Annotated in this window: 19 protein-coding genes; 9 read left to right on the top strand and 10 right to left on the bottom strand. The window is 62.7% G+C overall.

Going from position 1 to position 23,141, the window contains the following annotated elements:
• The first annotated feature begins 11 nt into the window (after nucleotides 1–11).
• From recN to ACSQ3I_RS16440, 3 genes are all read left to right on the top strand, one after another.
• On the top strand, nucleotides 12–1,685 hold the full coding sequence (recN, locus tag ACSQ3I_RS16450) for a DNA repair protein RecN (protein ID WP_436000635.1): 1,674 nt from the start codon (nucleotides 12–14) through the stop codon (nucleotides 1,683–1,685).
• A 218-nt stretch (nucleotides 1,686–1,903) separates the two neighbouring features.
• Nucleotides 1,904–4,060 carry an NAD-dependent DNA ligase LigA gene (gene ligA / locus ACSQ3I_RS16445; protein ID WP_436000633.1) on the top strand — a complete coding sequence of 719 codons (2,157 nt, stop codon included), beginning with the start codon at nucleotides 1,904–1,906 and terminating at the stop codon, nucleotides 4,058–4,060.
• A 249-nt stretch (nucleotides 4,061–4,309) separates the two neighbouring features.
• Nucleotides 4,310–4,801, top strand: coding sequence for a CreA family protein (locus tag ACSQ3I_RS16440; RefSeq protein ID WP_436000631.1), 492 nt, complete (start codon nucleotides 4,310–4,312; stop codon nucleotides 4,799–4,801).
• A 248-nt stretch (nucleotides 4,802–5,049) separates the two neighbouring features.
• Here ACSQ3I_RS16440 and ACSQ3I_RS16435 read toward each other — a convergent pair whose 3' ends face one another.
• The 3 genes from ACSQ3I_RS16435 to ACSQ3I_RS16425 all read right to left on the bottom strand — a co-directional run bounded on the left by ACSQ3I_RS16435 (nucleotide 5,050) and on the right by ACSQ3I_RS16425 (nucleotide 8,047).
• Nucleotides 5,050–5,436 (bottom strand): hypothetical protein, encoded by a 387-nt coding sequence (locus ACSQ3I_RS16435; RefSeq protein WP_436000629.1) that lies wholly within the window; start codon nucleotides 5,434–5,436, stop codon nucleotides 5,050–5,052.
• Between the two features lie 176 nt (nucleotides 5,437–5,612).
• Nucleotides 5,613–6,077 carry a chemotaxis protein CheW gene (locus tag ACSQ3I_RS16430; RefSeq protein ID WP_109460099.1) on the bottom strand — a complete coding sequence of 155 codons (465 nt, stop codon included), beginning with the start codon at nucleotides 6,075–6,077 and terminating at the stop codon, nucleotides 5,613–5,615.
• A gap of 2 nt (nucleotides 6,078–6,079) precedes the next feature.
• Nucleotides 6,080–8,047: a methyl-accepting chemotaxis protein gene (locus tag ACSQ3I_RS16425; RefSeq protein ID WP_436000627.1), complete on the bottom strand. Its 1,968-nt coding sequence runs from the start codon at nucleotides 8,045–8,047 to the stop codon at nucleotides 6,080–6,082.
• A gap of 334 nt (nucleotides 8,048–8,381) precedes the next feature.
• Between ACSQ3I_RS16425 and ACSQ3I_RS16420 the strand changes: the two genes are divergently transcribed.
• The 3 genes from ACSQ3I_RS16420 (at nucleotide 8,382) to ACSQ3I_RS16410 (ending at nucleotide 12,251) form a co-directional block, all read left to right on the top strand.
• Complete coding sequence (locus tag ACSQ3I_RS16420; protein ID WP_436000625.1) at nucleotides 8,382–8,984, top strand: SCO family protein; 603 nt, start codon at nucleotides 8,382–8,384, stop codon at nucleotides 8,982–8,984.
• 137 nt (nucleotides 8,985–9,121) lie between these two features.
• Nucleotides 9,122–10,000: a 50S ribosomal protein L11 methyltransferase gene (locus ACSQ3I_RS16415; RefSeq protein WP_436000624.1), complete on the top strand. Its 879-nt coding sequence runs from the start codon at nucleotides 9,122–9,124 to the stop codon at nucleotides 9,998–10,000.
• Between the two features lie 418 nt (nucleotides 10,001–10,418).
• Complete coding sequence (locus ACSQ3I_RS16410) at nucleotides 10,419–12,251, top strand: aminopeptidase P family protein (RefSeq protein ID WP_436000623.1); 1,833 nt, start codon at nucleotides 10,419–10,421, stop codon at nucleotides 12,249–12,251.
• Here ACSQ3I_RS16410 and ACSQ3I_RS16405 read toward each other — a convergent pair.
• Both ACSQ3I_RS16405 and ACSQ3I_RS16400 read right to left on the bottom strand, forming a co-directional pair.
• Entirely contained in the window at nucleotides 12,244–12,555 is a 312-nt protein-coding gene (locus ACSQ3I_RS16405; RefSeq protein WP_436000622.1) for an AzlD family protein, read from the bottom strand. The two genes, ACSQ3I_RS16410 and ACSQ3I_RS16405, sit on opposite strands and share 8 nt — an antisense overlap.
• Before the next feature lie 4 nt (nucleotides 12,556–12,559).
• A complete protein-coding gene (locus ACSQ3I_RS16400; protein WP_436000620.1) occupies nucleotides 12,560–13,276 on the bottom strand; it encodes an AzlC family ABC transporter permease in 717 nt (238 codons plus the stop codon).
• A gap of 123 nt (nucleotides 13,277–13,399) precedes the next feature.
• Here ACSQ3I_RS16400 and ACSQ3I_RS16395 point away from each other — a divergent pair, with 123 nt between their 5' ends.
• Nucleotides 13,400–13,651, top strand: a complete 252-nt coding sequence (locus ACSQ3I_RS16395; RefSeq protein ID WP_436000618.1) for a DUF2164 domain-containing protein — start codon at nucleotides 13,400–13,402, stop codon at nucleotides 13,649–13,651.
• Nucleotides 13,652–13,857: 206 nt separating this feature from the next.
• On the opposite strand, the gene panB is transcribed toward ACSQ3I_RS16395, so the two are convergent.
• The 3 genes from panB to pncA all read right to left on the bottom strand — a co-directional run bounded on the left by panB (nucleotide 13,858) and on the right by pncA (nucleotide 16,440).
• Complete coding sequence (panB, locus tag ACSQ3I_RS16390) at nucleotides 13,858–14,679, bottom strand: 3-methyl-2-oxobutanoate hydroxymethyltransferase (protein ID WP_436000617.1); 822 nt, start codon at nucleotides 14,677–14,679, stop codon at nucleotides 13,858–13,860.
• A 1-nt stretch (nucleotide 14,680) separates the two neighbouring features.
• Complete coding sequence (gene panC, locus ACSQ3I_RS16385; protein ID WP_436000615.1) at nucleotides 14,681–15,556, bottom strand: pantoate--beta-alanine ligase; 876 nt, start codon at nucleotides 15,554–15,556, stop codon at nucleotides 14,681–14,683.
• A gap of 257 nt (nucleotides 15,557–15,813) precedes the next feature.
• Complete coding sequence (pncA, locus tag ACSQ3I_RS16380) at nucleotides 15,814–16,440, bottom strand: bifunctional nicotinamidase/pyrazinamidase (protein WP_436000613.1); 627 nt, start codon at nucleotides 16,438–16,440, stop codon at nucleotides 15,814–15,816.
• A 152-nt stretch (nucleotides 16,441–16,592) separates the two neighbouring features.
• On the opposite strand from pncA, the gene ACSQ3I_RS16375 reads away from it, so the two are divergent.
• Both ACSQ3I_RS16375 and ACSQ3I_RS16370 read left to right on the top strand, forming a co-directional pair.
• Complete coding sequence (locus tag ACSQ3I_RS16375) at nucleotides 16,593–18,017, top strand: amidase (protein WP_436000611.1); 1,425 nt, start codon at nucleotides 16,593–16,595, stop codon at nucleotides 18,015–18,017.
• Nucleotides 18,018–18,429: 412 nt separating this feature from the next.
• The gene (locus ACSQ3I_RS16370; protein WP_436000610.1) at nucleotides 18,430–19,737 is read left to right on the top strand and encodes a DUF2778 domain-containing protein; all 1,308 of its coding nucleotides are present in this window, start codon (nucleotides 18,430–18,432) and stop codon (nucleotides 19,735–19,737) included.
• Nucleotides 19,738–19,761: 24 nt separating this feature from the next.
• Here the strand turns inward: ACSQ3I_RS16370 and ACSQ3I_RS16365 are convergent, their stop codons facing one another.
• Together ACSQ3I_RS16365 and ACSQ3I_RS16360 are read right to left on the bottom strand one after the other, a co-directional pair.
• Nucleotides 19,762–22,251, bottom strand: coding sequence for an ATP-dependent helicase (locus tag ACSQ3I_RS16365; protein ID WP_436000608.1), 2,490 nt, complete (start codon nucleotides 22,249–22,251; stop codon nucleotides 19,762–19,764).
• A gap of 89 nt (nucleotides 22,252–22,340) precedes the next feature.
• Entirely contained in the window at nucleotides 22,341–22,997 is a 657-nt protein-coding gene (locus ACSQ3I_RS16360; protein WP_436000606.1) for a site-2 protease family protein, read from the bottom strand.
• Nucleotides 22,998–23,141: the final 144 nt, after the last annotated feature.

Here is a 23,141-nt window from a genome sequence, read left to right as displayed (position 1 = left end):
TCTGAAAGCCGATGCTCGTTCAGTTGTCGATCCGCGATATCGTCTTGATCGAACGGCTGGATCTGGCCTTCGAAACGGGACTGTCCGTGCTGACCGGCGAAACCGGCGCCGGCAAATCCATCCTGCTCGACAGCCTGTCGCTGGCGCTCGGCGGCCGTGGTGATGGCGGCCTTGTCCGCCATGGCGAAGACAAGGGCCAGGTCACGGCCGTATTCGACGTGCCGGCGGATCACGCGGCCCGCAAGCTGGTGCGGGAAAACGGTTTTGACGACGACGGCGACCTGATTTTCCGGCGCCAGCAATCGGCGGACGGGCGCACCAAGGCCTATATCAACGACCAGCCCGTCAGCGTGCAGCTGATGCGCCAGGCCGGCCAGATGCTGGTGGAAATCCATGGCCAGCACGACGACCGCGCGCTGGTGGATACCAATGCCCACCGTATTCTTCTCGATGCCTTCGCCGGCCTGAGCGAGGAGGCCGTGGCGGTTGCCGGCCTCTACCGCAGCTGGAAGGAAGCCGAACGCAGCCTGCGAAAACACCGCGAGAAGGTGGAAAACGCGGCGCGTGAGGCGGACTACCTGCGCTCTTCGGTCGAGGAGCTGGAGGTGCTCTCGCCGAAGGACGGCGAGGAGGAAGAGCTTGCCGAACGCCGCACCCGGATGCAGAAATCCGAGCGTATTGCCGGCGACATTTCCGAAGCCAGCGAATTCCTGAACGGCAACGCCTCGCCGGTACCGCACATCGCCTCGCTGGTGCGGCGTCTGGAGCGCAAGAGCCACGAGGCGCCCGGCCTGCTGGAAGAGACGGTCGCGCTGCTCGATGCGGCGCTGGACCAGCTTTCCAATGCCCAGATGGAAGTCGAGGCCGCTCTGCGCCGCACCGAATTCGATCCGCGGGAACTCGAGCGCGTCGAGGAGCGGCTGTTTTCCCTGCGGGCGGCATCACGCAAATATGCCGTTCCCGTCACCGACCTGCCGGCGCTTGCCGTAAAGATGATCGCCGACCTTGCCGAGCTCGATGCCGGCGAGGAACGTCTGGCACAGCTGGACAAATTGCTGGACGAGGCGAAGCAGGTTTTCGACGCTGCGGCACGCGCGCTTTCCGACAAGCGCCGCCATGCGGCGGATGCGCTTGCAGCCGCTGTCATGGCCGAACTGCCGGCGTTGAAGCTGGAGCGGGCGCGCTTCATGGTCGAGATCACCACCGATCCGGACGAGGGCACGGCCGACGGCATCGACGTTGTCGAGTTCCATGTCCAGACCAATCCGGGCACACGCCCCGGGCCGATCATGAAAGTGGCGTCGGGTGGCGAACTGTCACGTTTCCTGCTGGCGCTGAAGGTGGCGCTTGCCGATCGCGGCTCGGCGCCGACGCTCGTCTTCGACGAAATCGACACCGGCGTCGGCGGCGCTGTGGCGGATGCCATCGGCCAGCGGCTGAAGCGGCTTTCCGCCCGGGTGCAGGTTCTTTCGGTCACGCATGCGCCGCAGGTCGCGGCTCGCGCCGCCACGCATTTCCTAATTTCCAAGGGACCGGCCGGCGGCAATTCCGACAAGATCGCCACCCGCGTCGCCACCATGGCGCCTTCGGATCGCACCGAAGAGATCGCCCGCATGCTGGCCGGCGCTTCGGTGACCGATGAGGCGAGGGCGGCGGCAAAACGCCTGCTTTCGGGTGGCGGCTAGGCTGATTGCTTGCCAGGATTTCCGACCGGTGCATGGCCGTGCAAATCCCGGCCGCCTCTCTTTCAATCGCAGAATTTTGCACGAGAGCACTTCCGCTTTTCTCCGAATCGCGAAAATGCTCCAGCCCTCTGTTTTGACGCAATTCCGGTCGCAAAACCGCTTCGCACTTTTGCTGGAATTGCTCTAAAACCGTTCCAGATTGTCCGGAGTGAGACCCCATGCCGACCGAAACCATCGCCGTCGCAGACCTGACGCTCGAACAGGCCACCGCCGAACTGGAGCGTCTGGCGAAAGAGATCGCCCATCACGACGAACTCTACCACGGCAAGGATGCGCCGGAGATCAGCGATGCCGACTATGATGGGCTGAAGCGCCGCAACGAGGCGATCGAGCAGCGGTTTCCGGAGCTTCTGCGGGCCGACAGTCCTTCGCTGCACGTCGGTGCCGCACCGTTGCCGACCTTTGCGCCGATCACCCATTCGCGGCCGATGCTGTCGCTCGACAACACGTTTTCCGACGAGGACGTGCGCGATTTCATCGGTTCCGTCTATCGGTTCCTCGGCAGGCTTCCGGATGGCTCGATTGCCTTTACCGCCGAGCCGAAGATCGATGGGCTGTCGATGTCGATCCGCTACGAGGGCGGCAGGCTGGTGAACGCCGCCACCCGCGGCGACGGCGCTACGGGTGAGAACGTCACGGAAAACATCAAGACCATCCGCGAGATCCCCAACCTCCTGCCGGCCGGCGCGCCTGACGTCGTGGAAATTCGTGGCGAGGTCTACATGGCAAAGAGCGACTTCCTGGCGCTCAACGAACAGATGGTTGCGGAAGGCAAGCAGACCTACGTCAACCCGCGCAACACGGCGGCCGGTTCTTTACGTCAGCTCGATGCCAGGGTGACGGCGAGCCGCAAGCTGCGGTTCTTCGCTTATGCCTGGGGCGAAATGTCGGAGATGCCGGCGGATACGCAGTTCGGCATGGTTGAGGTGTTCAAGAGCTGGGGTTTTCCCGTCAACCCGATGATGAAGCGGCTCAGCTCCGTCGAAGACATTTTGGCGCACTATCACGAAATCGGGCTGGCCCGGCCGGGCCTCGACTACGACATCGACGGTGTCGTCTACAAGGTCGACCAGCTGGCGCTGCAGGAGCGTCTCGGCTTCCGCTCGCGCAGCCCGCGCTGGGCGACGGCGCACAAGTTTCCGGCCGAACAGGCCTTCACCACCGTCGAGGGCATCGACATCCAGGTCGGCCGCACCGGGGCAATGACGCCGGTGGCGCGGCTGACGCCGGTGACGGTCGGCGGCGTCGTGGTGACCAATGCGACATTGCACAATGCCGATTACATCGAGGGCATCGGCAACAGCGGCGAACGCATCCGCGAAGAGGGCCATGATATCCGCATCGGCGACACCGTCATCGTCCAGCGCGCCGGCGACGTCATCCCGCAGGTGCTCGATGTGGTGATGGAAAAGCGTTCGGCGGAAGCCGTGCGTTACGAGTTCCCGAAGCGTTGCCCGGTCTGCGACAGCCATGCGGTGCGCGAGCGCAACGAAAAGACCGGCAAGCTCGATTCGGTGACGCGCTGCACCGGCGGTTTCGTATGCCGGGCGCAGGCGACGGAACATCTGAAACATTTCGTCTCGCGCAATGCCTTCGATATCGAGGGGCTGGGTGCAAAACAGGTCGATTTCTTCTTCGAGGCGGAAGACCCCGCTTTGTCGATACGCACCGCTCCCGACATTTTTACGCTGAAGCGCCGGCAGGAGGCCTCGCTCACCAAGCTCGAGAACATCGACGGTTTCGGCAAGGTCAGCGTGCGCAAACTCTACGATGCGATCGATGAGCGCCGCAGCATTGCGTTGCACCGGTTCATCTATGCGCTCGGCATCCGTCATGTCGGCGAAACCACCGCCAAACTGCTGGCGCGCTCTTACGGTAGCTATGAGGCGCTGCAGGCGGCGATGGCCGAGGCGGCCGTTTTCAGCGGCGATGCCTGGAACGATCTCAACAACATCGAAGGCATCGGCGAGGTGGTGGCGCGCGCTATCGTCGAATTCTTCAAGGAGCCGCGCAACACCGAGGTGATCGGCAAGCTGATCGCCGAAGTGACGCCTCAGGCCGCGGAACAGCCTGCCGCGACGGGTAGCCCGGTTACCGGCAAGACGGTGGTCTTCACCGGTTCACTGGAAAAGATGACGCGGGAAGAGGCGAAAGCCAATGCTGAGCGCTTGGGCGCAAAGGTGGCTGGTTCGGTGTCGAAGAAGACGGACATTCTCGTCGCGGGGCCGGGCGCCGGTTCCAAGCTTGCCAAGGCAGCGGAACTCGGCATCCAGACAATGGACGAGGACGAGTGGCTGGCCTTGATCGGCGGCTGAGGGACGTTCACCCTTCTCCCCAGCGGGGAGAAGGTGGCCCGAAGGGTCGGATGAGGGGGCGCTACACGGCAGGACCTTCCCTCGTGGCAACCCCCTCATCCCCCTGCCGGGACCTTCCCCCCGCGGGAGAGAAGGGGGCAGGCGGCAGACGCTCATTCCGTCCGCGACCGTCTCGGGCGGTGCGACGCCTTGCATTGCCGTGCCCCACACCTATCTACAGGGCGTCACCGATCAGGAGGGGCCGTGCTCATGGGGTTCGTTTTTCGCCGCGCTGCCGTCGCGCTCGTTTCGCTGTTTTGCCTTGCACTTCCCATCCGCGCCGAAGTGGTGGGGGAGGTCGGTGTCGACTGGATCGGCAACGACATCATCGTCGAGGCGATGGCGGACCCGAAAATCTCCGGGGTGACATGCCATGTCACCTATTTCGAACGCGGTATCATCGACCGGCTCAAGAACGGCAACTGGTTCGAAGATCCTTCCAACAATTCCATCGCTTGCCGCCAGACGGGGCCGATCGCCATCGGCGACATCGACCTGTCCAAGGATGGCGAGGAGGTGTTTCGCGAGGGCATGTCGCTGATCTGGAAGTCGCTGGTCGTCAACCGCATCTACGACAAAGCGAACGACACGCTGATCTATCTCGTTCACACGCGCGAACTGACGGATGGCTCCGCCAAGATGGCGATCTCGACCATACCGCTCTACAATCAGCCGGTGGAATGGAAAAACGGCAAGCCGTAAAGGCTCTCGACCATTCGAACCAAAAATGGTCGCGCTGTTATTGCGATATCACGGATTTTTCATCGCGGCTGTCCTTTTCCTGCAATCCATACTGTTGCAGACTGCAAGTGGACACCGGCATGTCGTGCTAAAGTTGTTTGTTTTCGCGGCTTGTTCCTTGTCTTGCCCTATTGGCCTGGTGGTTCAACCCCATCCGTCAGTTCCAATCACAGCCCTGGACGCTTGCGCGTCCGGGGCATGTGTCTTTGCTATTCGACATAAAACACATTCGAACCGTCCACATCCTGGCCGACGGCTATGATGTTTGCCTCGTCGATATGCTGGTCGCGCAGTTGCGCCACGGCGGAGGGATCGTCAGCAAGCACCTTGCGCACCCTGTTGACCTCCACGAGGTTTCTCGCCTGCTGCTCGATCATGCGGCGCGTGGGGTCCGTCCGGTCGAGATCGGCGACGAAGACGACGCTGAAAACGGCCGGCGCGATCGAGCCCGTCGTCATGTCGTCAGTGCCCGGTATGGTCTGGTCCACGGCCGGCGTACCCAGCCTCGGCCCCTTGGGATCTGCCGCGTGAACGGTTCCAGCGGCGACCGAGAGGGTGAGAAAAACGGAAAGCGCTGCATAGATACGGGTCCTCATGACCGTGGTCCTTGCCGGTTCGAGCGAAATCACTCGATGAAACGCGCGGAACGGGAAATCGTTCCGTGGATCTTAACGAATTGGCAAGGAATTTGGGCATGCCTGCCCCGCAAACGCCTTCGGCCGCCCCGTCAATGACGAGGCGGCTGACCGGGAAGGTCTGCAGGAAGGCTTTTTTAAGCGGCTTGCGCCAACTCGTCGGCGATGACCGTGTCGAGGTTGAGGAAGCAGACCATGGTCTTTTCCAGGGCGACGATGCCACGGCAGAAGGCGCGCTGGGCTTCCGGAATGATCTCCGGCGCCGGCTGCAGGTCTTCGCTGCGGATGGTCATCATGTCGGAAACCTGTTCGACCAGCAGGCCAACGAGCTTGCCGGCGATGTCGGTGACGATGATCGCCGAACGCTCGGACGGCTCGGTCATCTTCATGCCGAGGCGGCAGGCCATATCGATGACCGGGATCACCGCGCCGCGCAGGTTGATGAGGCCGAGCACGTAGGGCGGGGTATGCGGCATCGGCGTCACCGGAGCCCAGCCGCGGATTTCGCGGATGGCCATGATGTCGATGCAGAATTCCTGGTCGCCGAGGTGGAAGGAAACGATTTCGAGATAAGCTCCCGACTGCTTGATGGCGTTGGACATGATCAGAACTCTTCCCATTCTTCGCTGACCGCCGCAGGCGCAGGCTTGCGGGCGGCGTTGCCGTTGCTGAAAGTTCCCGCAACCCGGCTGATCAGGGCCTTTGCGGGGGACGGTGTCGGACGCGAGGCGGCGGTGGCCGATCGCGGCATCTGCGCGGCGGAAGCTCCGCCGCCGATATTGAACTGGCCGATCAGGTTGGCCAGATTTTCCGCATCGCTGGCCAGCGTGTGGCTGGCGGCGTTGGTCTCTTCGACCATGGCGGCATTCTTTTGCGTCGCCTGGTCCATCTGGCTGACGGCGGTGTTGATTTCCGAAAGCCCGACGGATTGTTCGCGTGCGGAAGTGACGATCGACTGGACGTGGTCGTTGATGCGCAGGACGTTCTCGCCCATCTTGTTGAGCGCCTCGCCGGTGGCGGTAACCAGCTCCACGCCGCTGGCGACTTCGCTGCTGGATTTGCTGACCAGTGTCTTGATGTCCTTGGCCGCCGTTGCGGCACGGCCGGCAAGCTCGCGCACTTCCTGGGCGACGACGGCAAAGCCCTTGCCGGCTTCACCAGCGCGGGCTGCCTCGACGCCGGCGTTGAGGGCCAGCAGGTTTGTCTGGAAGGCGATTTCGTCGATGGCGTTGATGATCTTGCCGATTTCCCGCGACGCATCCTCGATGCGCTCCATGGCGGCCATGGCCTCGCTGACGATCTGGCCGTATTTTTCCGAATTGCGCTTGGTCTCCTCGACCATGTGGCTGGCTTCTTCGGCGCGCTGCGTGGCGCTGCGAACGGTGGCGGTGATCTGATCGAGCGCGGCGGAGGTTTCCTCCAGCGAGGCGGCCTGCTGCTCGGTGCGGCGGGCGAGATCGTCGGCGGAGGAGCGCATCTGCCGGCTGTTGGCCTCGATCGAGGTGCCGTTTTCGCGGATTTCGGTCAGCACCTGCCGCAGGCGCGCCGTCGTGCGGTTGAAGTCGGCGCGCAGCTGTTCGAAATCGTTGCGGAACGGGTTGTCGATGGTGACGGTGACATCACCTTCCGAAAGGCGGGTCAGCGCATGTGCCAGCGCATCGACGACTGCCTTGATGGCTTTTTCTTCCGCAAGTCTGTCGGTTTCGCGGCTCTTCTGCTCGGTCTCGTCGCGGCGGCGGTTGTTGTCCGCCTGCTGCTCCAGCGACAGCTTTTCGACGGCTGCCAGGCGGAACACTTCGGTTGCGCGCGCCATGTCGCCGATTTCGTCGCCGCGGCTGGTTTCCGAAACCGGCCGTGCCGTATCGCCGTCGACGATGTGCTGCATGCTCTCGCGTACGGCAGAGATGCCGCGACGTAACGATCCGCCATGGTATTTCTGCAGTGCCGTCATGGTCAGGAGGGCGATCAGGCCGAAGGCCAGCTGGTAGATCAGCGCCGAACTCGAGGTGGCCTTGGCTTCGGCAACACTTGCGGTGACCAACTTGCCGCCGTCGTTGGACAGGGTCTTCAGGGCGGCGCCCATGCGTGCGCCGGCGCCGTCGACCACATCGTCGAGCTTGCCGTATTCCTCGACGGGCGCACCCTTTTCGACCATGGATTTCAGGTCGACGGCGATGGCCTGCTGCAATTCCTTGAGATCGGCATCAAAGCTGCCGACGATCGAGCTTGCGCCGAGTTCCGCTGCGAGGTCGCGCAGGATCTGCTGGCCGTCGGAAAGGCTCTTGATCGAAGACTGGATGGTCTGCAGCCGCTCCGGCTGGATCGCCTTCTCGTCGCGGTCGATGATCGTATCCATCGCTGCCAGCACGAGATCGAGATTGGCGGTCCGCATTTCGTTGACGATGCCGACGCTCGTCTGGATGGTGTTGGCGCGGTCGAGGGCGGTCTTGACCACGCTGTTCTGATACCAGCCCACAGCAACCACGGAGCCGAAACCGATGATCGCCGCGACGCTGAGCGACAGCAGGCGCTGGCGCACGGACAATGTTTTCTGAATGTTGCCTGTCGACATGTATTGTCTCGCCCCCGCGGCACCGTACGCCGCTTTTCCGCAACCCCGAATTCACCCATGCGGAGGCCGGCAAAGCCGGTAGACATCATGTCAGGCAGTTGGAAGACTGCGAACGCACTCCAAAATTCTCAAAAATTGCTTAAACCTTCGCTAACGATATTCGCACTCCGGCCCGACATGTCCGCAAATGGCGCATGTTTGATTGCAGGATGTTGCAATCGTGACAAATCCGCGCGGGCCGGCGGATAACGCGGAACTTGATTTGCCTCCCGCCGAGAGACGCGATATCTGGCGGCAAAAGGCGCATCGGGGCGCCGTGATCGCGGGGAGTGGCATGAAAACCGTACGCATTATCCTTTGGGTCGCCGTCGTGGTTCTTGCCGGCGTGCTTGGTTGGCTGACGCTGGAGATGACGCGTTCGAAGCAGGAACTGGCGGATGGCCCGTTCGGCGTGCCGTTCCAGCTCGTTGCCCAGGATGGCAAGCCGATCACCGAGCAGGCGTTGCGCGGCAAGCCGACCGCGCTGTTCTTCGGCTTCACCCATTGCCCGGAAGTGTGCCCGACGACGCTGTACGAACTGGATGGCTGGCTGGCCAAGGTCGATCCCGATGGAACGAAGCTGCAGGCCTATTTCATCACCGTCGATCCGGAGCGCGATACGCCGGAACTGCTCGGCCAGTACGTTTCCAACGTTTCGAAACGCATCACGGCCATCTCCGGCCCGCCGGAGAAGATCGCCGAGGTGATCAAGGGTTTCCGCGTCTACGCCAAGAAGGTGCCGCTGGACGAGAAGGAGCCGAACGGCGACTACACCATGGACCATACGGCTTCCGTCTTCCTGCTCGATTCGCAGGGACGTTTTTCCGGCACCATCGCCTATCAGGAAAATCCGGAGACGGCGGTGAAGAAGCTGGAAAACCTCGCTGCCAAGGGCTAGGGCAAATTCCAGCAAAAGTGCGTAGCGGTTTTGCGTCCGGAATTGCATAAAGACAAAAGGTCGGAGATTGCGGTCGGGGGGCGTTTGCCGTTAAAGACGGCGTTGAAGCCGCAAATCCGAGAAAGTGACCGACCGCCGTGGATATTCGCCTCTACCTTACGACGACCGAAAAGCGGGCCGGAGAGGTCCTCGACCTGATGACCGAGGTTTTCGGCGAGGAAGATCTGGCGATCGCCACGACGGAAATCGACGAAAAGCGCGATATCTGGGAAGCCTCCATCTACATGATGCTGGATGAGGAAGACGATATCCGCAGCCGCCTGGACGCCATGGTGGCGGCGAGTTTCGCCGACCTGTCGATCATGCGCGAGGTTATCCCCGATATCGACTGGGTGGCGAAGTCGCTGGAGGGCCTGAAGCCTGTCAGGGCAGGGCGTTTCCTCGTGCACGGCTCGCACGACCGCGACAAGGTTTCCATCAACGACATCGGCATCGAGATCGACGCCGGCCAGGCCTTCGGCACCGGCCATCACGGCACGACCGCGGGCTGCCTTGAGGTGATCGAAACGGTGATGCGCGCCCGCACGGTGCGCAATGCGCTCGATCTCGGCACCGGCAGCGGCGTGCTCGCCATTGCCGTGCGCAAGCTCCGGCACATCCCGGTGCTAGCGACCGACATCGATCCCATCGCTACCCGCGTCGCCCGCGAAAACGTCCGCCGCAACGGCATCGCCAACGGGATCACCGTCGAGACGGCGCCGGGCTTTCATTCGGATGCCTTCCGTCGCCACGGTCCGTTCGACCTGATCATCGCCAACATCCTGGCGCGGCCGCTGATCAAGATGGCGCCGCAGCTTGCCACCCATCTGGCGCCGGGCGGTTCCGTGATCCTGTCGGGGATTCTGGCGGCACAGCGCTGGAAGGTTCTGGCCGCCTATAATGGCGAACATCTCCGCCATGTGCGCACCATCTGGCGCAACGGCTGGGTGACCATCCATCTCGACCGGGCCGGGTGAGAAAAGGGCCTTAAAAAGCAAAAGGCGGTGCCAGTGGCACCGCCTGCCGATCAGTCTGACCTGATCGTGGTCCGCGAGCCTTAGAGGAGATGCTCGAGCGGACATCTAGCGCTCTGAATACCCGATCGGAGGAGGGAGGAGGAGTGACCGACCGGATATTTCGCTCAGGGCGCGTAGCTCTTTCGCTTGGTTTCGAATGAAGTTCGTTCGAACCCCTTTCGTTGCCGCGCACTATACGCAGATTTTCTCATATGGACAGAGGCAATCCGTCATGGATGCCATGCGTCTGCTGCATACATAATGCAGCGCCTGCTGATATGCGCGGACAGGCGGTGGCGGTCATTTGTCCTTTCCGCCCTTGCTTTGCGCAGATAGTATGCCGCGGTTTGGAATCGTTCAGCACAATTGGAAAGTCGCCATGTTTCAGTCTTTCGAGGTCACATCCACGCCGCAGTTCGGTCGCGAGCGGGTGGAGGCTTTGCGCGCAACCTTCGATGAGCTCGGCATCGACGCTTTCCTGGTGCCGCGCGCCGATGAATATCAGGGCGAATACGTGCCAGCGTCGTCCGAGCGCCTGTCCTGGCTGACGGGTTTCACCGGATCGGCCGGCGTGGCATTGATCGGTCGCGGGCAGGCGGTGGTTTTTGTCGACGGCCGTTATGTCACCCAGCTTGCCGAACAGGTGGACGGCGCGGTTTTCACCGGAGGTGATCTTGTCGGCGAGCCGCCGCATCTGTGGATCAAGAAGCATGCGCCAAAAGGGTTCCGGCTGGGTATCGACCCCTGGCTGCACACTGGCGCCGAGGTGCGGCGTCTGGAGAAGGCGCTCGCCGATATCGGCGGTGCGCTCGTTTTCCTCAAATACAATCCGCTCGATCGCCTATGGGCCAGCCGGCCGGCCGAGCCGCTGGGCGCGGTGACGATCCAGAATCTCGGCGAGTCCGGCGTGCTGGCGGCCGAAAAGATCGGTGCCATCGCCCATGACCTCAAGCAGAAGAATCTTGCGGCAGTGCTGATCACCGATCCATCGTCGGTCGCCTGGATCTTCAACATCCGCGGCAAGGATGTGCCGCATACGCCGCATCCGCTGGCGCGCGCCATCATCCATGCCGACGGCAAGCCCGAACTTTTCCTCGACAAGCGCAAGACCAATATTGAGGCGGAAGCCTATCTCGCGCAGCTTAGCCACCAGGTCGCGCCGGACACGCTGGAAAAACGCCTCGCTGCGGTTGCGGCAGACGGTGCCCGCATTCTCGTCGATCCCGACCTGACGCCTTTTGCGCTGGCCGAACTGATCCGCGCCAAGGGCGGCGAGGTGGTTGAAGGCAACGATCCGGCCAAGCTGCCGCGGGCCTGCAAGAACCTCGTCGAGATCAACGGTTCGGCGGCGGCGCATGTGCAGGACGGCGCGGCGATGGTCGAATTCCTCGCCTGGCTAGAAGATACCAAGCCCGGCACGATCACCGAGATCGACGCGACGAAGAAGCTGGAAGAGGTGCGCGGCCGCGTCGGCCAGGCGATGCAAAATCCGTTGAAGGACATTTCCTTCGATACCATTGCCGGAGCCGGCGAACATGCGGCGATCATGCATTACCGGGTCACCGTCGATACCGATCGCTTCATTGCGCCTGGCGAACTGTTCCTGATCGATTCCGGCGCCCAATATATCAACGGCACGACTGACATCACCCGCACGGTGGCTGTCGGCGCCGTCGATCCCGAGCGCAAGCGCTTCTTCACGCTGGTGCTGAAGGGCATGATCGCCATTTCGACGGCCCGTTTCCCCAAGGGAACGCGCGGCTGCGACCTTGATCCGCTTGCCCGCATCAACCTGTGGAAGGCGGGGGCGGATTTCGCCCACGGCACCGGCCACGGCGTCGGCTCCTATCTCTCGGTGCATGAAGGGCCGCAGCGCATTGCGCGGCTTTCGACACAGGAGCTGTTGCCCGGCATGATCCTCTCCAACGAGCCCGGTTATTACCGCCCCGGCAGCTTCGGCATCCGCATCGAGAACCTGATCTATGTGCGCGAGGCGGAAGACGTCGATGGCGGCGATCAGCCGATGCTCGGTTTCGAAACGCTGACCTATTGCCCCATCGACCGCAACCTCATCCTGCGCGAACTGTTGACCGCAGACGAGGTCCACTGGATCGATGCCTATCATGCGAAGACGCATGAGACGTTGTTGCCGCTGATCGAGGATCCGGCGGTGCGCAACTGGCTGCAGCAGGCAACCCGTCCGCTTAATTGAGGATGTGACGGAAGCCCATGACGACCAGCCAGCCGATGGCAAGCATCGGCATGGCTGAGTATCGCAGGCCGATCACCAGGGCGACGGCCATCGCTACCTTCACTTCGATGCCGCCGGCGAAAAACGCCGGCGCCACAAGCGTGGTCAATACGGCGGCGGGAACGGCGTTCAGCGCGGCATCCAGCCGTGGCGGGATGCTTTTCAGCCGCGTGATCAGGATGTAACCGCCGATGCGCGTCGCGAAGGTGGCGACGGCGCAGAGCAGGATGAGGATCACCATGTCGCTGTTGAACAGGTTTTCCATCGGCCTATGCCTCCTGTTCCGTTGACGGAGCGGCGGCTGCCTGCTTGTCGATGGGCAACAAGGCAGCAAGCACGATGCCGGCGATGGCGCCGATGCTGACATGCCAGGGCGAGCCGACGAATTGCAGCGCCAGCACCGAGGCGACAGCGCTGACGGCGACGATGGGGATGAAGTTCGGCTTCCTGCGGAACCCCATGACCAGCGCCATGAAATAGATCGGTAGCAGCACGTCGAGGCCGATGATCTTCGGATCGCCGATCAGCTTGCCGGAGACGCCGCCGAGCGCCGTCATCACCAGCCAGGGAAAATAGATGATGACGGCAAAGCCGGCGTACCAGGCGAAAGTCACCTTGCGGCCGGTTTCGCCGCGCTGCACCGTCTGGGCGAATTGCGGATCGGTCAGCACATAAAAGGTCAGGAATTTTTCCAGCGGCGAAAAATGCCGGATGAAGCGGGCGATCGCCGCCGAATAGAGGATATGGCGGAAGTTTACCGCCAGCACGGACAGGATGATCAGCCAGGGCTGCACCTTGTGGCCGAACAGCTCGATGCCGACCAGCTGGCTGGCGCCGGCAAACACCGTGGCGCTCATCAGCGTCGCTTCGGCGATCGTCTGGCCGTTGGCGACGGCGACGGCGCCGAAAAGTGCGCCGAACGGTGCCGCCGAGACCATGACGGGAAACCCGCCACGCACGCCTTCCATGAATTCCGATCTGTCCATCTGCCGCTTTCCCTGAAGATCAGGCAGCCTTAATGCGATGCGCTTTTTGCCGCAATCAAATATGCCTTATGGATCGATTGATTCCGGTGAAGCATTGCGCGGCGACGCAAGGGGAGGAGGCTCATGAAGGTCGAAATCGCAAAGGCCGCCAAGGCGCTGCTCGTCGAGCGCATCCGCAGCTATTTCGATGACGAACTTGACCAGGAGATCGGCGCGCTGCCGGCCGAGCTGCTGCTCGATTTCATGTCGGAGCTGATCGGCCCCTATCACTACAATCAGGGACTGCGGGCCGCGCACCAGACGTTTGTCGCGAAAATGGACGATGTGGCGGATGCCGTCTATCTGTTGGAAAAGCCCGTGGAGGAACGGCGGTAACCTCCCGGCTGGCTTGGCTGCCAAGAGGCGAAACAGCCCCTCTGACGTCATCCTCGGGCTCGTCCCGAGGATCCAAGCATGCCAGATGCGCTCTCTACCGTCGGCTTCTTGGCAGACGTCGGCAGATCCTCGGGTCAAGCCCGAGGATGACGGGCTTGAGCGAGAGGAAGACGGCGTTGAGCGAATGGCGGCTTGCCAGTCAGCCGTTACTTCTTCACCTGGAACGTATGCTCCGGCCCCGGAAAGCGCCGTTCCTTGACCTCGCGCGCATAATCTTCCGCTGCTTGAGAGACAATCGGCGCCAGTTCGGCGAAGTGTTTGACGAAACGCGGCTTGAAGTCGTTGAACAGGCCGAGCATGTCGTCGGAGACCAGCACCTGTCCATCGCAGGCCGGTGAGGCGCCGATGCCGATGGTGGGGATGGCGATGTTACCCGTGATCTCGCGGGCCAGTGGCTCGACCGTGCCCTCGACCACCACGGCGAAGGCGCCGGCCTCGGCGATGGCGCGGGCGTCGCGGCGGATCTTGGCGGCTTCCTTTTCCGAGCGACCGAGCGAGCGGTAACCGCCCGTCGTGTTCACCTGCTGCGGCATCAGCCCGACATGGCCGAAGACCGGAATGCCGCGACTGGTGAGGAAGACGACCGTTTCGGCCATTTCCTCGCCGCCTTCGAGCTTGACGCCGTCACACCCCGTTTCCTTGAGGATGCGGGCGGCATTGCGAAAAGCCTGTTCCTTGGATTCCTGGTAGCTGCCGAAGGGCAGGTCGACGATGACGCAGGATCGTTTGACGCCACGCATCACCGCCTGGCCGTGGGCGATCATCATTTCCATGGTGACGCCGACGGTGCTTTCCAGCCCGTAGAGCACCATGCCGAGCGAATCGCCGACGAGAAGCAGGTCGCAATGCGGATCGAGCAGCCGGGCAATCGGCGTCGTATAGGCGGTGAGCGAAACGATGGGGCGTTCGCCCTTGAGGGCGGTAATGGCGGCGGGGCTGAGGCGCCGCTGGGCTCCGACGGCGCTCATCTCAGGCGGCCCGGTGGGTTTCGGCCAGCGACTTGCCGATCAGGCAATTGTCGAGCAGCTTCGTCTTGCCGATGCGGATATAGAGCAGCACCAGTGCCGGACTATCACCGATGGTATCGATTTCTTCCAGTGTGTCGGGATCACGCAGGGCGACGACTTCCGGATCGGCCAGCGGCTCGGTGGCGACGAAACGCTTCAAAGCATCCTCGAAGGCGGCAACATCGCGCAGACCGCTGTGATAGAGGCGTTCGGCTTCCGCCAGCGTTTTCGGCACGATCACCGCAGCGGCGCGCTCCTGTGCATTCAGGTAGACGTTGCGTGAGGAGCAGGCGAGACCGTCCGACTCACGCACCGTCGGCACCGGCACGATGCGCACCGGCTGCGCCAGGTCCTCGACCATGCGGCGGATGACGACGACCTGCTGGTAGTCCTTTTCGCCGAAATAGGCCTTGTCGGGCTGGGCGATGTTGAACAGCTTGGTGACCACGGTGGCGACGCCGGCAAAATGCCCGGGGCGGACGGCACCTTCCAGCTCGGCACCGAGCGACGGCACATCGACCACCGTCTCCATCGGTCGCGGATACATGTCCTCGACGCCGGGGGCAAACAGGAAATCCACCTTGGCGGCGCGCAGCATGGCGGCATCGCGTTCGAGGTCACGGGGATATTTGGCGAGATCTTCATTGGCGCCGAACTGCAGCGGATTGACGAAGATGGAGACGACGGTGACATCGTTGTCGGCGCGGCTGCGGGCGACGAGCTGCATGTGGCCGACATGAAGGTAACCCATGGTCGGCACCAGGCCGATCGACCGTCCGGCGCGCCTATGGATGGCAAGACGCTCGCGCAGCGCAACGATGCTGGTGATGATCTCCATGCCGGGTCCTCCGTCTTTGCGGCAGTGCGGTATAATCTCCCCACAACACCGCTCATACCCCAAGAAATGCGGCTGTTTCCTACCCTGTGCATTGCAAAAAGGCAATCGGCTTAATAACTATGCAGATGGGGGTGTCTGGCCTTGTTTTCAATGACGCTAAAACAGGAAAACCCGCATGGAAAGGCATCGGCGGGGCGGGCTGGCCGTCGCTGTCTTGTGCTGTGATCGAGGGTTGGACTGCGGTGCAGACCAGACGTCTATCCGGCGAGCACAGCCTTGCTGTCGGTGATCTCGACGCCGCTGCTGCGCATGTCGGCAATGGCGTCCGCGACACCCTCGGCGGTGATGCCGCGGCTTGCGTCGGCGATGAAGCGGACCTTGACGCCGGGCAGCATTTCCACCGCATCGAGCGCCGAGAACTTGACGCAGTAATCGGTCGCCAGGCCGCCGATATCCAGTTCCGTCACCCCTTTTTGGCGCAGGTAATCGGCGAGGCCGGTGAGGGCCGCCTGGTCGTTGTCGCGGAAGGCGGAATAGCTGTCGACGGCCGGGTTCTGGCCCTTCTGCTGCACATGGTCGATGGCCGAGGTTTTCAGGTCGGGATGGAATTCGGCATCGCTGGAGCCCTGGACGCAATGATCCGGCCACATCATCTGCGGCTTGCCGGACAGTTCGCCCATGTCGAACGGCGCCTTGCCGGGATGGGCAGAGGCAAAGCTGCCGTGACCGGCCGGATGCCAGTCCTGCGAGGCGACGATCAGGTCGTAGCGGCCGCTGTCGATCAGGCTGTTGGCAACAGGCACCACCTGGTCGCCTTCCGCCACGGGAAGATTGCCGCCGGGGCAGAAACCGTTCTGGATGTCGATGAGCAGCAGGGCTTTCATGGGGCTGGTTTCCTTGAGGCGGGATGACGGCCGCACGATGCCAAGATCGCGCCGTGAGATCAAGAACGACGGTCGTGCAAAATTCCGCAGGCAAGAGCCGCGACTCCTGCTAAGCCTCCATCATCGACATTCGACGAGCCAACGAAGCCATCATGACCGACATCACCTCGCTTTCCGCCCTCGACCTTTCCGCCGCCATCCACGACCGCAAGCTTTCCTGCCGTGAGGTGATGGCCGCCTATCTCGACCGCATCGCTTCGATCAATCCGAAGGTCAATGCGATCGTCAGCCTGCGGGACAGGGATGTGCTGCTCGGCGAGGCGGCCACGGCCGATGCCGAACTGGAAGCCGGCCGTTCGCGCGGCTGGATGCACGGCCTGCCGCATGCGGTGAAGGATCTTTCCGAGGCCAAGGGACTGCCCTGTGTCTTCGGCTCGCCGATCTACCGTGATTTCGTGCCGGATTTCGACGATATCCAGGTCGAGCGCATTCGCGCCGCCGGAGCGATCATCATCGGCAAGACCAACACGCCGGAAATGGGGCTGGGCTCCCACACCTACAATTCCGTCTTCGGTGCGACACGCAATCCGTATGATCCCACCAAGAGCGCCGGCGGTTCGAGCGGCGGCGCGGCGGCGGCGCTGGCCTCACGGCTGGTGCCGGTGGCGGACGGTAGCGACATGATGGGCTCGTTGCGCAATCCGGCCGGTTTCAACAATGTCGTCGGTTTCCGCCCGAGTTTCGGTCGCGTGCCGGCGCTCGGCAACGAGCTTTTCCTCGGCCAACTCGCCGTCAACGGGCCGATGGGCCGGACGGTGCGGGATGTCGCGGCGCTGCTTTCCGTGCAGGCCGGTTATGACGAGCGCGATCCGCTGTCGCTGCCGGCGGAAGATTTTTCGCTCGATCCGTTGCCGGATTTTGCCGGCGCACGGATCGGCTGGCTTGGTGATTACAAGAGTTACCTGCCATTCGAGGATGGCGTGCTGGAACTCTGCCGCCAGTCGCTGGCCGTATTTTCCGGCATGGGATGCCATGTGGAGGACGTAACGCAAAGCTTCGAGATGGGCCGACTCTGGGAAAGCTGGCGGACTCTGCGTCACTTCCTTGTCGCCGGGGGACAGAAGGCCGATTACGCCGATCCGGAAAAGCGCGCTTTCATGAAGCCGGAAATGATCTGGGAAATCGAAAACGGCCAGCGGTTGTCCGCCGCCGAGGTTCATGCCGCCTCCGGCGTGCGCAGCGACTGGTACCGTTACGTCTGCGATCTCTTTGCGACCTACGATTTCCTGATCCTGCCATCGGCGCAGGTCTTCCCCTTCGACGTCACGCTCGACTGGCCGAAGGCGATTGCCGGGCGGGCGATGGACACCTACCACCGCTGGATGGAGGTGGTGATCGGGCCGACAATGGCGGGCCTGCCCGCTGCCGCCATGCCGGCGGGCTTCGACGACCGAGGGTTGCCGGCAGGCATCCAGATCATCGGCCGTCCGAGGGCTGACAGGGCCGTGCTTCAGGTCGCCGCCGCCTACGAATCCCGGACGACGTGGCTTGGCCGATTGCCCGCCTTCGGGGGCTAGGCATCGGCGCGGACAGGCCCCCAACAACCAAAAATGTGACTTTTTGCGGGATTTTTGCGCGCAGGCATATTCCGTGCCGTTTTCATGACGCAATTGCAATATACGCAGCCGCATCGCCTGAAAAGTACATCCGAATCTGAAGCTTGCATCTGCCCGGCATGCGTCGCGGTGGCTATGCTGTCTGTCGTCCTTCTGAATGGAGATGTCGCGCCCAACGTGTGCCAGGCCAGGACTTCCGGCGAATTGTCCACTCCGTATAAAGGATTTGGTTACCATAGTTTGTCATTCTTCCCCCGAGTCGACACGGCAGAAGAGCGCAAAGCGCAATGCCGGTCGCCAGTATACCGGCCCCGGCGGACAGCCCGAAAAGGCACGAGCCGGATTGAGTAATGCGTATTGGGTAACGAGTATCATGGCGTCCAGCGTCAAACAGTTCGGTCGTTCCGAAGCTTCATCAGTCGCAATTCGCCGGCGGGCACGTGGTCGCCGGTTTCTGGGCGGGGTTGTTACCGCCTGTGCCGGCATCGCTGCCGTCTCATGGATGATGGCAACGCTTGCCACCATGCAGACCATGGCGACGTCTTACGCCCCGGGGGCCGGAAATCGTCTGGAAGCGTCACTGGCGCTGAACCCGATTATTCGGGCGACACCGGCGGAGCGCCGGGTCCAGCCAAGCAAGTTCTCGCGCATGCAATTGCCTCTGTCGGAAAGGATCGCCCAGAGCGGTCTGACCGAGGATGCGATCCGCTCGTCGCGGGAAAAGATGGCGGTGCTGGCGCGGCTTGATGTTTCCGGCAAGGAGCAGACGCAGGATGGCAAGCTGACGGCGGACGCGATCCGCCTGTCGCACACGCGAATGACGGCTGTCGCCTCCATCAAGTCGGTGAAGCAGGTTGTCGATACGACGCCGGTCGTGGCGGTTGCGGCGCTTACCGGGTCGAGGGCAGAGAAGGAGTTTGCGGCCAGCGCCACGGCGGTGGTGCAGCCGATCCTGGCGACCGCACTGGTCGAGCCGACGGCGGTGCAGGAGGATCTCCTGCCAAAACCGTTCAACCTGGTTCTCGCCGATCCGGCTGCGACCATGACGGATTTGCCGGATTCAATCCCGCTGCCGGTTTCCCGGCCGGAAATTCAGGCGGAAGTGGAAATCGAAAAGCCTGAAAAGGACAAGGAAGACGGCAAGCGTACGGGCAAGCGCGAGCTTGCCTATGCAAGCCCGGATGCTTCCATGGATGATGACGACGACGATGTCATTCCCGTCATCCCGCGCCGCAAGGGCAAGGTCGCCTATTACGATATCTCGGCGGGCGTGGTCTACATGCCGAACGGCGAGAAGCTGGAGGCGCATTCCGGCATCGGCGCCATGCGCGACAACCCGAAGTTCACGCATGTGAAGATGCGCGGGCCGACACCGGCCGGCACCTATCGCCTGTCGATGCGTGAAAGCCTGTTCTATGGCGTTGCTGCTATCCGCCTGACGCCGACCAACGGCATTGCGCCGCTTGGCCGCACCGGCCTGCTGGCTCACAGCTACCTCTTGAAACGCCGCGGCGATTCACATGGTTGCGTTGCTTTTGCCAACTATCCGAAATTCCTGAAGGCCTTCCAGCGCGGTGAAATCGACACGATGGTCATCGTGCCGAAGATGTCCGGCTGGCGCTCGTTCACGGCTTCCGCCGATGACGGCAAGGCAGGGCAGAAGCGCCGCGCTCTGCGGTAATCTGATCGACGCAGGCGAGCGGGCTCAGGCCCGCTCGACAAACCCATCCAGAACCCTTTTCTGGCCGGCGCGGTCGAAATCGATGGTCAGCTTGTTGCCTTCGATGGCCGACACATTGCCGTTGCCGAACTTGATGTGGAACACGCGGTCGCCGACCGTGAATTTCGAAGGCACATCCGCGGTCGACTTGGCAACCAGTTCCCCTTCGATCGTCCGGCTCTTCGGGCCGCTCTCCCCATAACCGATCCTCTCCACTGCATGGCCGGAGCGTGTGCCCCAGTTGGTGCGCGTGGCATCGGTCTTGTTGGCCTGGGCGCGTTTCCAGCCGGGCGTCGAATAGTTGTTGGAAAAGGTATCGACCTTGTCGAAGCGCGACTGGCCGTAACCGCCGCGGCCGCCATAACCGCCGTAGGAATTGTCCGAAGCCGCGACATCGACATGCGCCGGTGGCAGTTCGTCGAGGAATCGCGAGGGCAGGGTGGATTGCCACAGGCCGTGGATACGGCGGTTGGAGACGAACCAGATGTGGCAGCGCCGCTTGGCGCGCGTCAGGCCGACATAAGCGAGGCGGCGTTCTTCCTCCAGTCCGGAGCGGCCGCCTTCGTCGAGGGCGCGCTGGTGCGGGAACAGGCCTTCCTCCCAGCCCGGCAGGAAGACGGTGTCGAATTCCAGGCCCTTGGCGGAATGCAGCGTCATGATCGAGACGGCGTCGAGGTTTTCGTTCTGCTCGGCGTCCATCACCAGCGAGACATGCTCCAGGAAGCCGCGCATGCTTTCGAAGGCTTCCATGGAACGGATGAGTTCCTTCAAGTTTTCCAGGCGCCCCGGCGCTTCCGCCGACTTGTCATTCTGCCACATGGCGGTGTAGCCGCTCTCGTCGAGGATCTGCTCGGCAAGTTCGGTGTGTGGCGTGGTTTCCAGCAGGCTCTGCCAGCGGCGGAAATCGGTGACGACGTCGAACAGCGCCTTGCGCGCCTTCGGCTTCAATTCGTCCGTATCCATCAGCTCGCCGGCTGCGGCCAGCATCGGCGTGTCGCGACCGCGGGCATAGTCGTGCAGGGCGCGCACCGTGGTATCCCCGAGACCGCGCTTCGGCGTGTTGATAATGCGCTCCAGCGCCAGGTCGTCCGCCGGCTGGCAGACGAGGCGGAAATAGGCCATGGCATCGCGAATTTCGAGGCGCTCGTAGAAGCGCGGGCCGCCGATGACCCGGTAGTTGAGGCCGAGCGTGACAAAACGGTCTTCAAACTCGCGCATCTGGAAGGAGGCGCGCACCAGGATCGCCATGTCGTTGAGATTGTGCTTCTTGCCGTCGGCATCGCCGCGCTGCAGCCGCTCGATCTCCTCGCCAACGGCGCGGGCTTCCTCTTCCGAATCCCAGGCGGCGTGGACAACGACCTTCTCGTCGTCGTCATTGGCGCGTTCGGTGAACAGGGTCTTGCCGAGGCGTCCCTCGTTGTGCGCGATCAGGTGGCCGGCGGCGCCGAGGATATGTTCAGTCGAGCGGTAGTTGCGCTCCAGCTTGATGATGACGGCGCCCGGGAAATCCTTGTCGAAGCGCAGGATATTGTCCACTTCGGCACCGCGCCAGCCGTAGATCGACTGGTCGTCGTCGCCGACGCAGCAGACATTCTGCGGCACGCCCTTCGGCCGCTGGGCGAGCAGCCGCAGCCACATATATTGTGCGGTATTCGTGTCCTGATACTCGTCGACGAGGATGTAGCGGAAGCGGGCGTGATAATCCTTGAGGATATCCGGATGGTTTCGGAAGATGCTGATCGGGTGCATCAGCAGGTCGCCGAAATCGCAGGCGTTCAGCGTCTTCAGGCGCGCCTGGTAGGCATGGTAAAGCTCGCGGCCCTTGCCGTTGGCGAAAGCGCGGGCATCGCCTTCCGGGATGTCAGCCGGGCCGAGGCCCTTGTTCTTCCAGGTATCGATCATGCCGGCGAACTGGCGGGCGGGCCATCTCTTGTCGTCGAGGCCTTCGGCCTGGATCAGCTGCTTGATCAGGCGGACGACATCGTCCGTATCGAGAATGGTGAAATCGGAACGCAGGCTGACGAGTTCGGCATGACGGCGCAAAAGCTTGACGCCGATCGAGTGGAAGGTGCCGAGCCACGGCATACCTTCGACCATCTCGCCGACGAGCACGCCGATGCGTTCCTTCATCTCACGCGCCGCCTTGTTGGTGAAGGTGACGGCGAGGATTTGTGAGGGATAGGCGCTGCCGGTGGCGAGGATGTGGGCGATACGGGTGGTCAGCACCCGCGTCTTGCCGGTGCCGGCGCCGGCGAGTACGAGAACGGGGCCATCAACGGTCTCGACGGCCTTGCGCTGCTCCGGGTTCAGGCCGGAGAGATAGGCGGCCGGCGGGCGATTGCCGTCGCGGGCGGCCATGGCGCGCGCTGCAATGCCGCCGGTCGGCTGCGGGGCCGGGGCGGGTTGCTGCGGCCGACGCGGAGCCTCGTCAGGCTCTTCGTCGAAGAAGGGAATATCGTCAAAACCGTTGCTCATGCGGCGTAATGTAGTGATTCGGGATTGAAAGGCCAGAACCCATGTTCTGGTTTCATTCCGATTCGCTCGATGTCTCGGTGATTCCCTTGTCAAATCAAGCCGCTCTGCTGAACAAGGCGCCAGGCTTGGGCAAGCAGCAGAAGCAAGATCCAGATCATGTAGGCGAGGCTGGCGAGCAGATAGATCCGCACGACACCATCGTCGCGGGGCAGGCCGGCAAGACGATCGGCAACGGCGATGACGATCCCGCCGGCGGGGAAAACCGCGATCGGCAGCAGGTTGACGCCCGCAAACACGGCGAAGATTGCGGCAAATTTGCCGGATACCGGCAGCGCTGCATAGACGGCGAGAGCGTCGCGGAACAGCGCGTCGTGATCGAGCGGCGACAGGGAAAACGTTACCAGTGTCGTGGCGGCCCGCCAGGCGAGATGAAGTTCGTCCACTCCGGCAAGCAGGATCGCCGCAAGCAGCAGGGCGCCAACGCCGCTCAGATGCAGCAGCACCTGTTGCCATACGGCAAGGCTTTCGACGCTGCGCTCGTCTTCGGCAAAACGCACCGAGCCGGCGAGGACGATGATGCCGAGACGAAAATCGCAGCCTCCAAGCCGGATTGTGACCGGCGCCGGGCCGGCACCACAGGAAATCGTCTGCGGTCGAAGCCCGAAAGCCCGACCTGCCAAGGCCGTTGCCGATACGAAGATGGCGGTGGCCACAAAGCCGGCAAACACGATCCACAGCGCAATCATCGTTCTCTCCGAATCCAGGATGGCGAAGAGAAGATGCCACGGCAGCAAAGCTGCTGTCTGTGCCGTTGGAAACGGCAGAGCAGAGGTTGGGGGGGCTCAGGCGAGAAATCGGATGGCAAAGGCCGTCCGTATCGACTGGCCCCG

It is taken from the genome of Rhizobium sp. LjRoot30, assembly GCF_964253915.1.
Classification (GTDB): Bacteria; Pseudomonadota; Alphaproteobacteria; order Rhizobiales; family Rhizobiaceae; genus Metarhizobium.
This window is presented reverse-complemented; position numbering and strand designations above follow the sequence as displayed.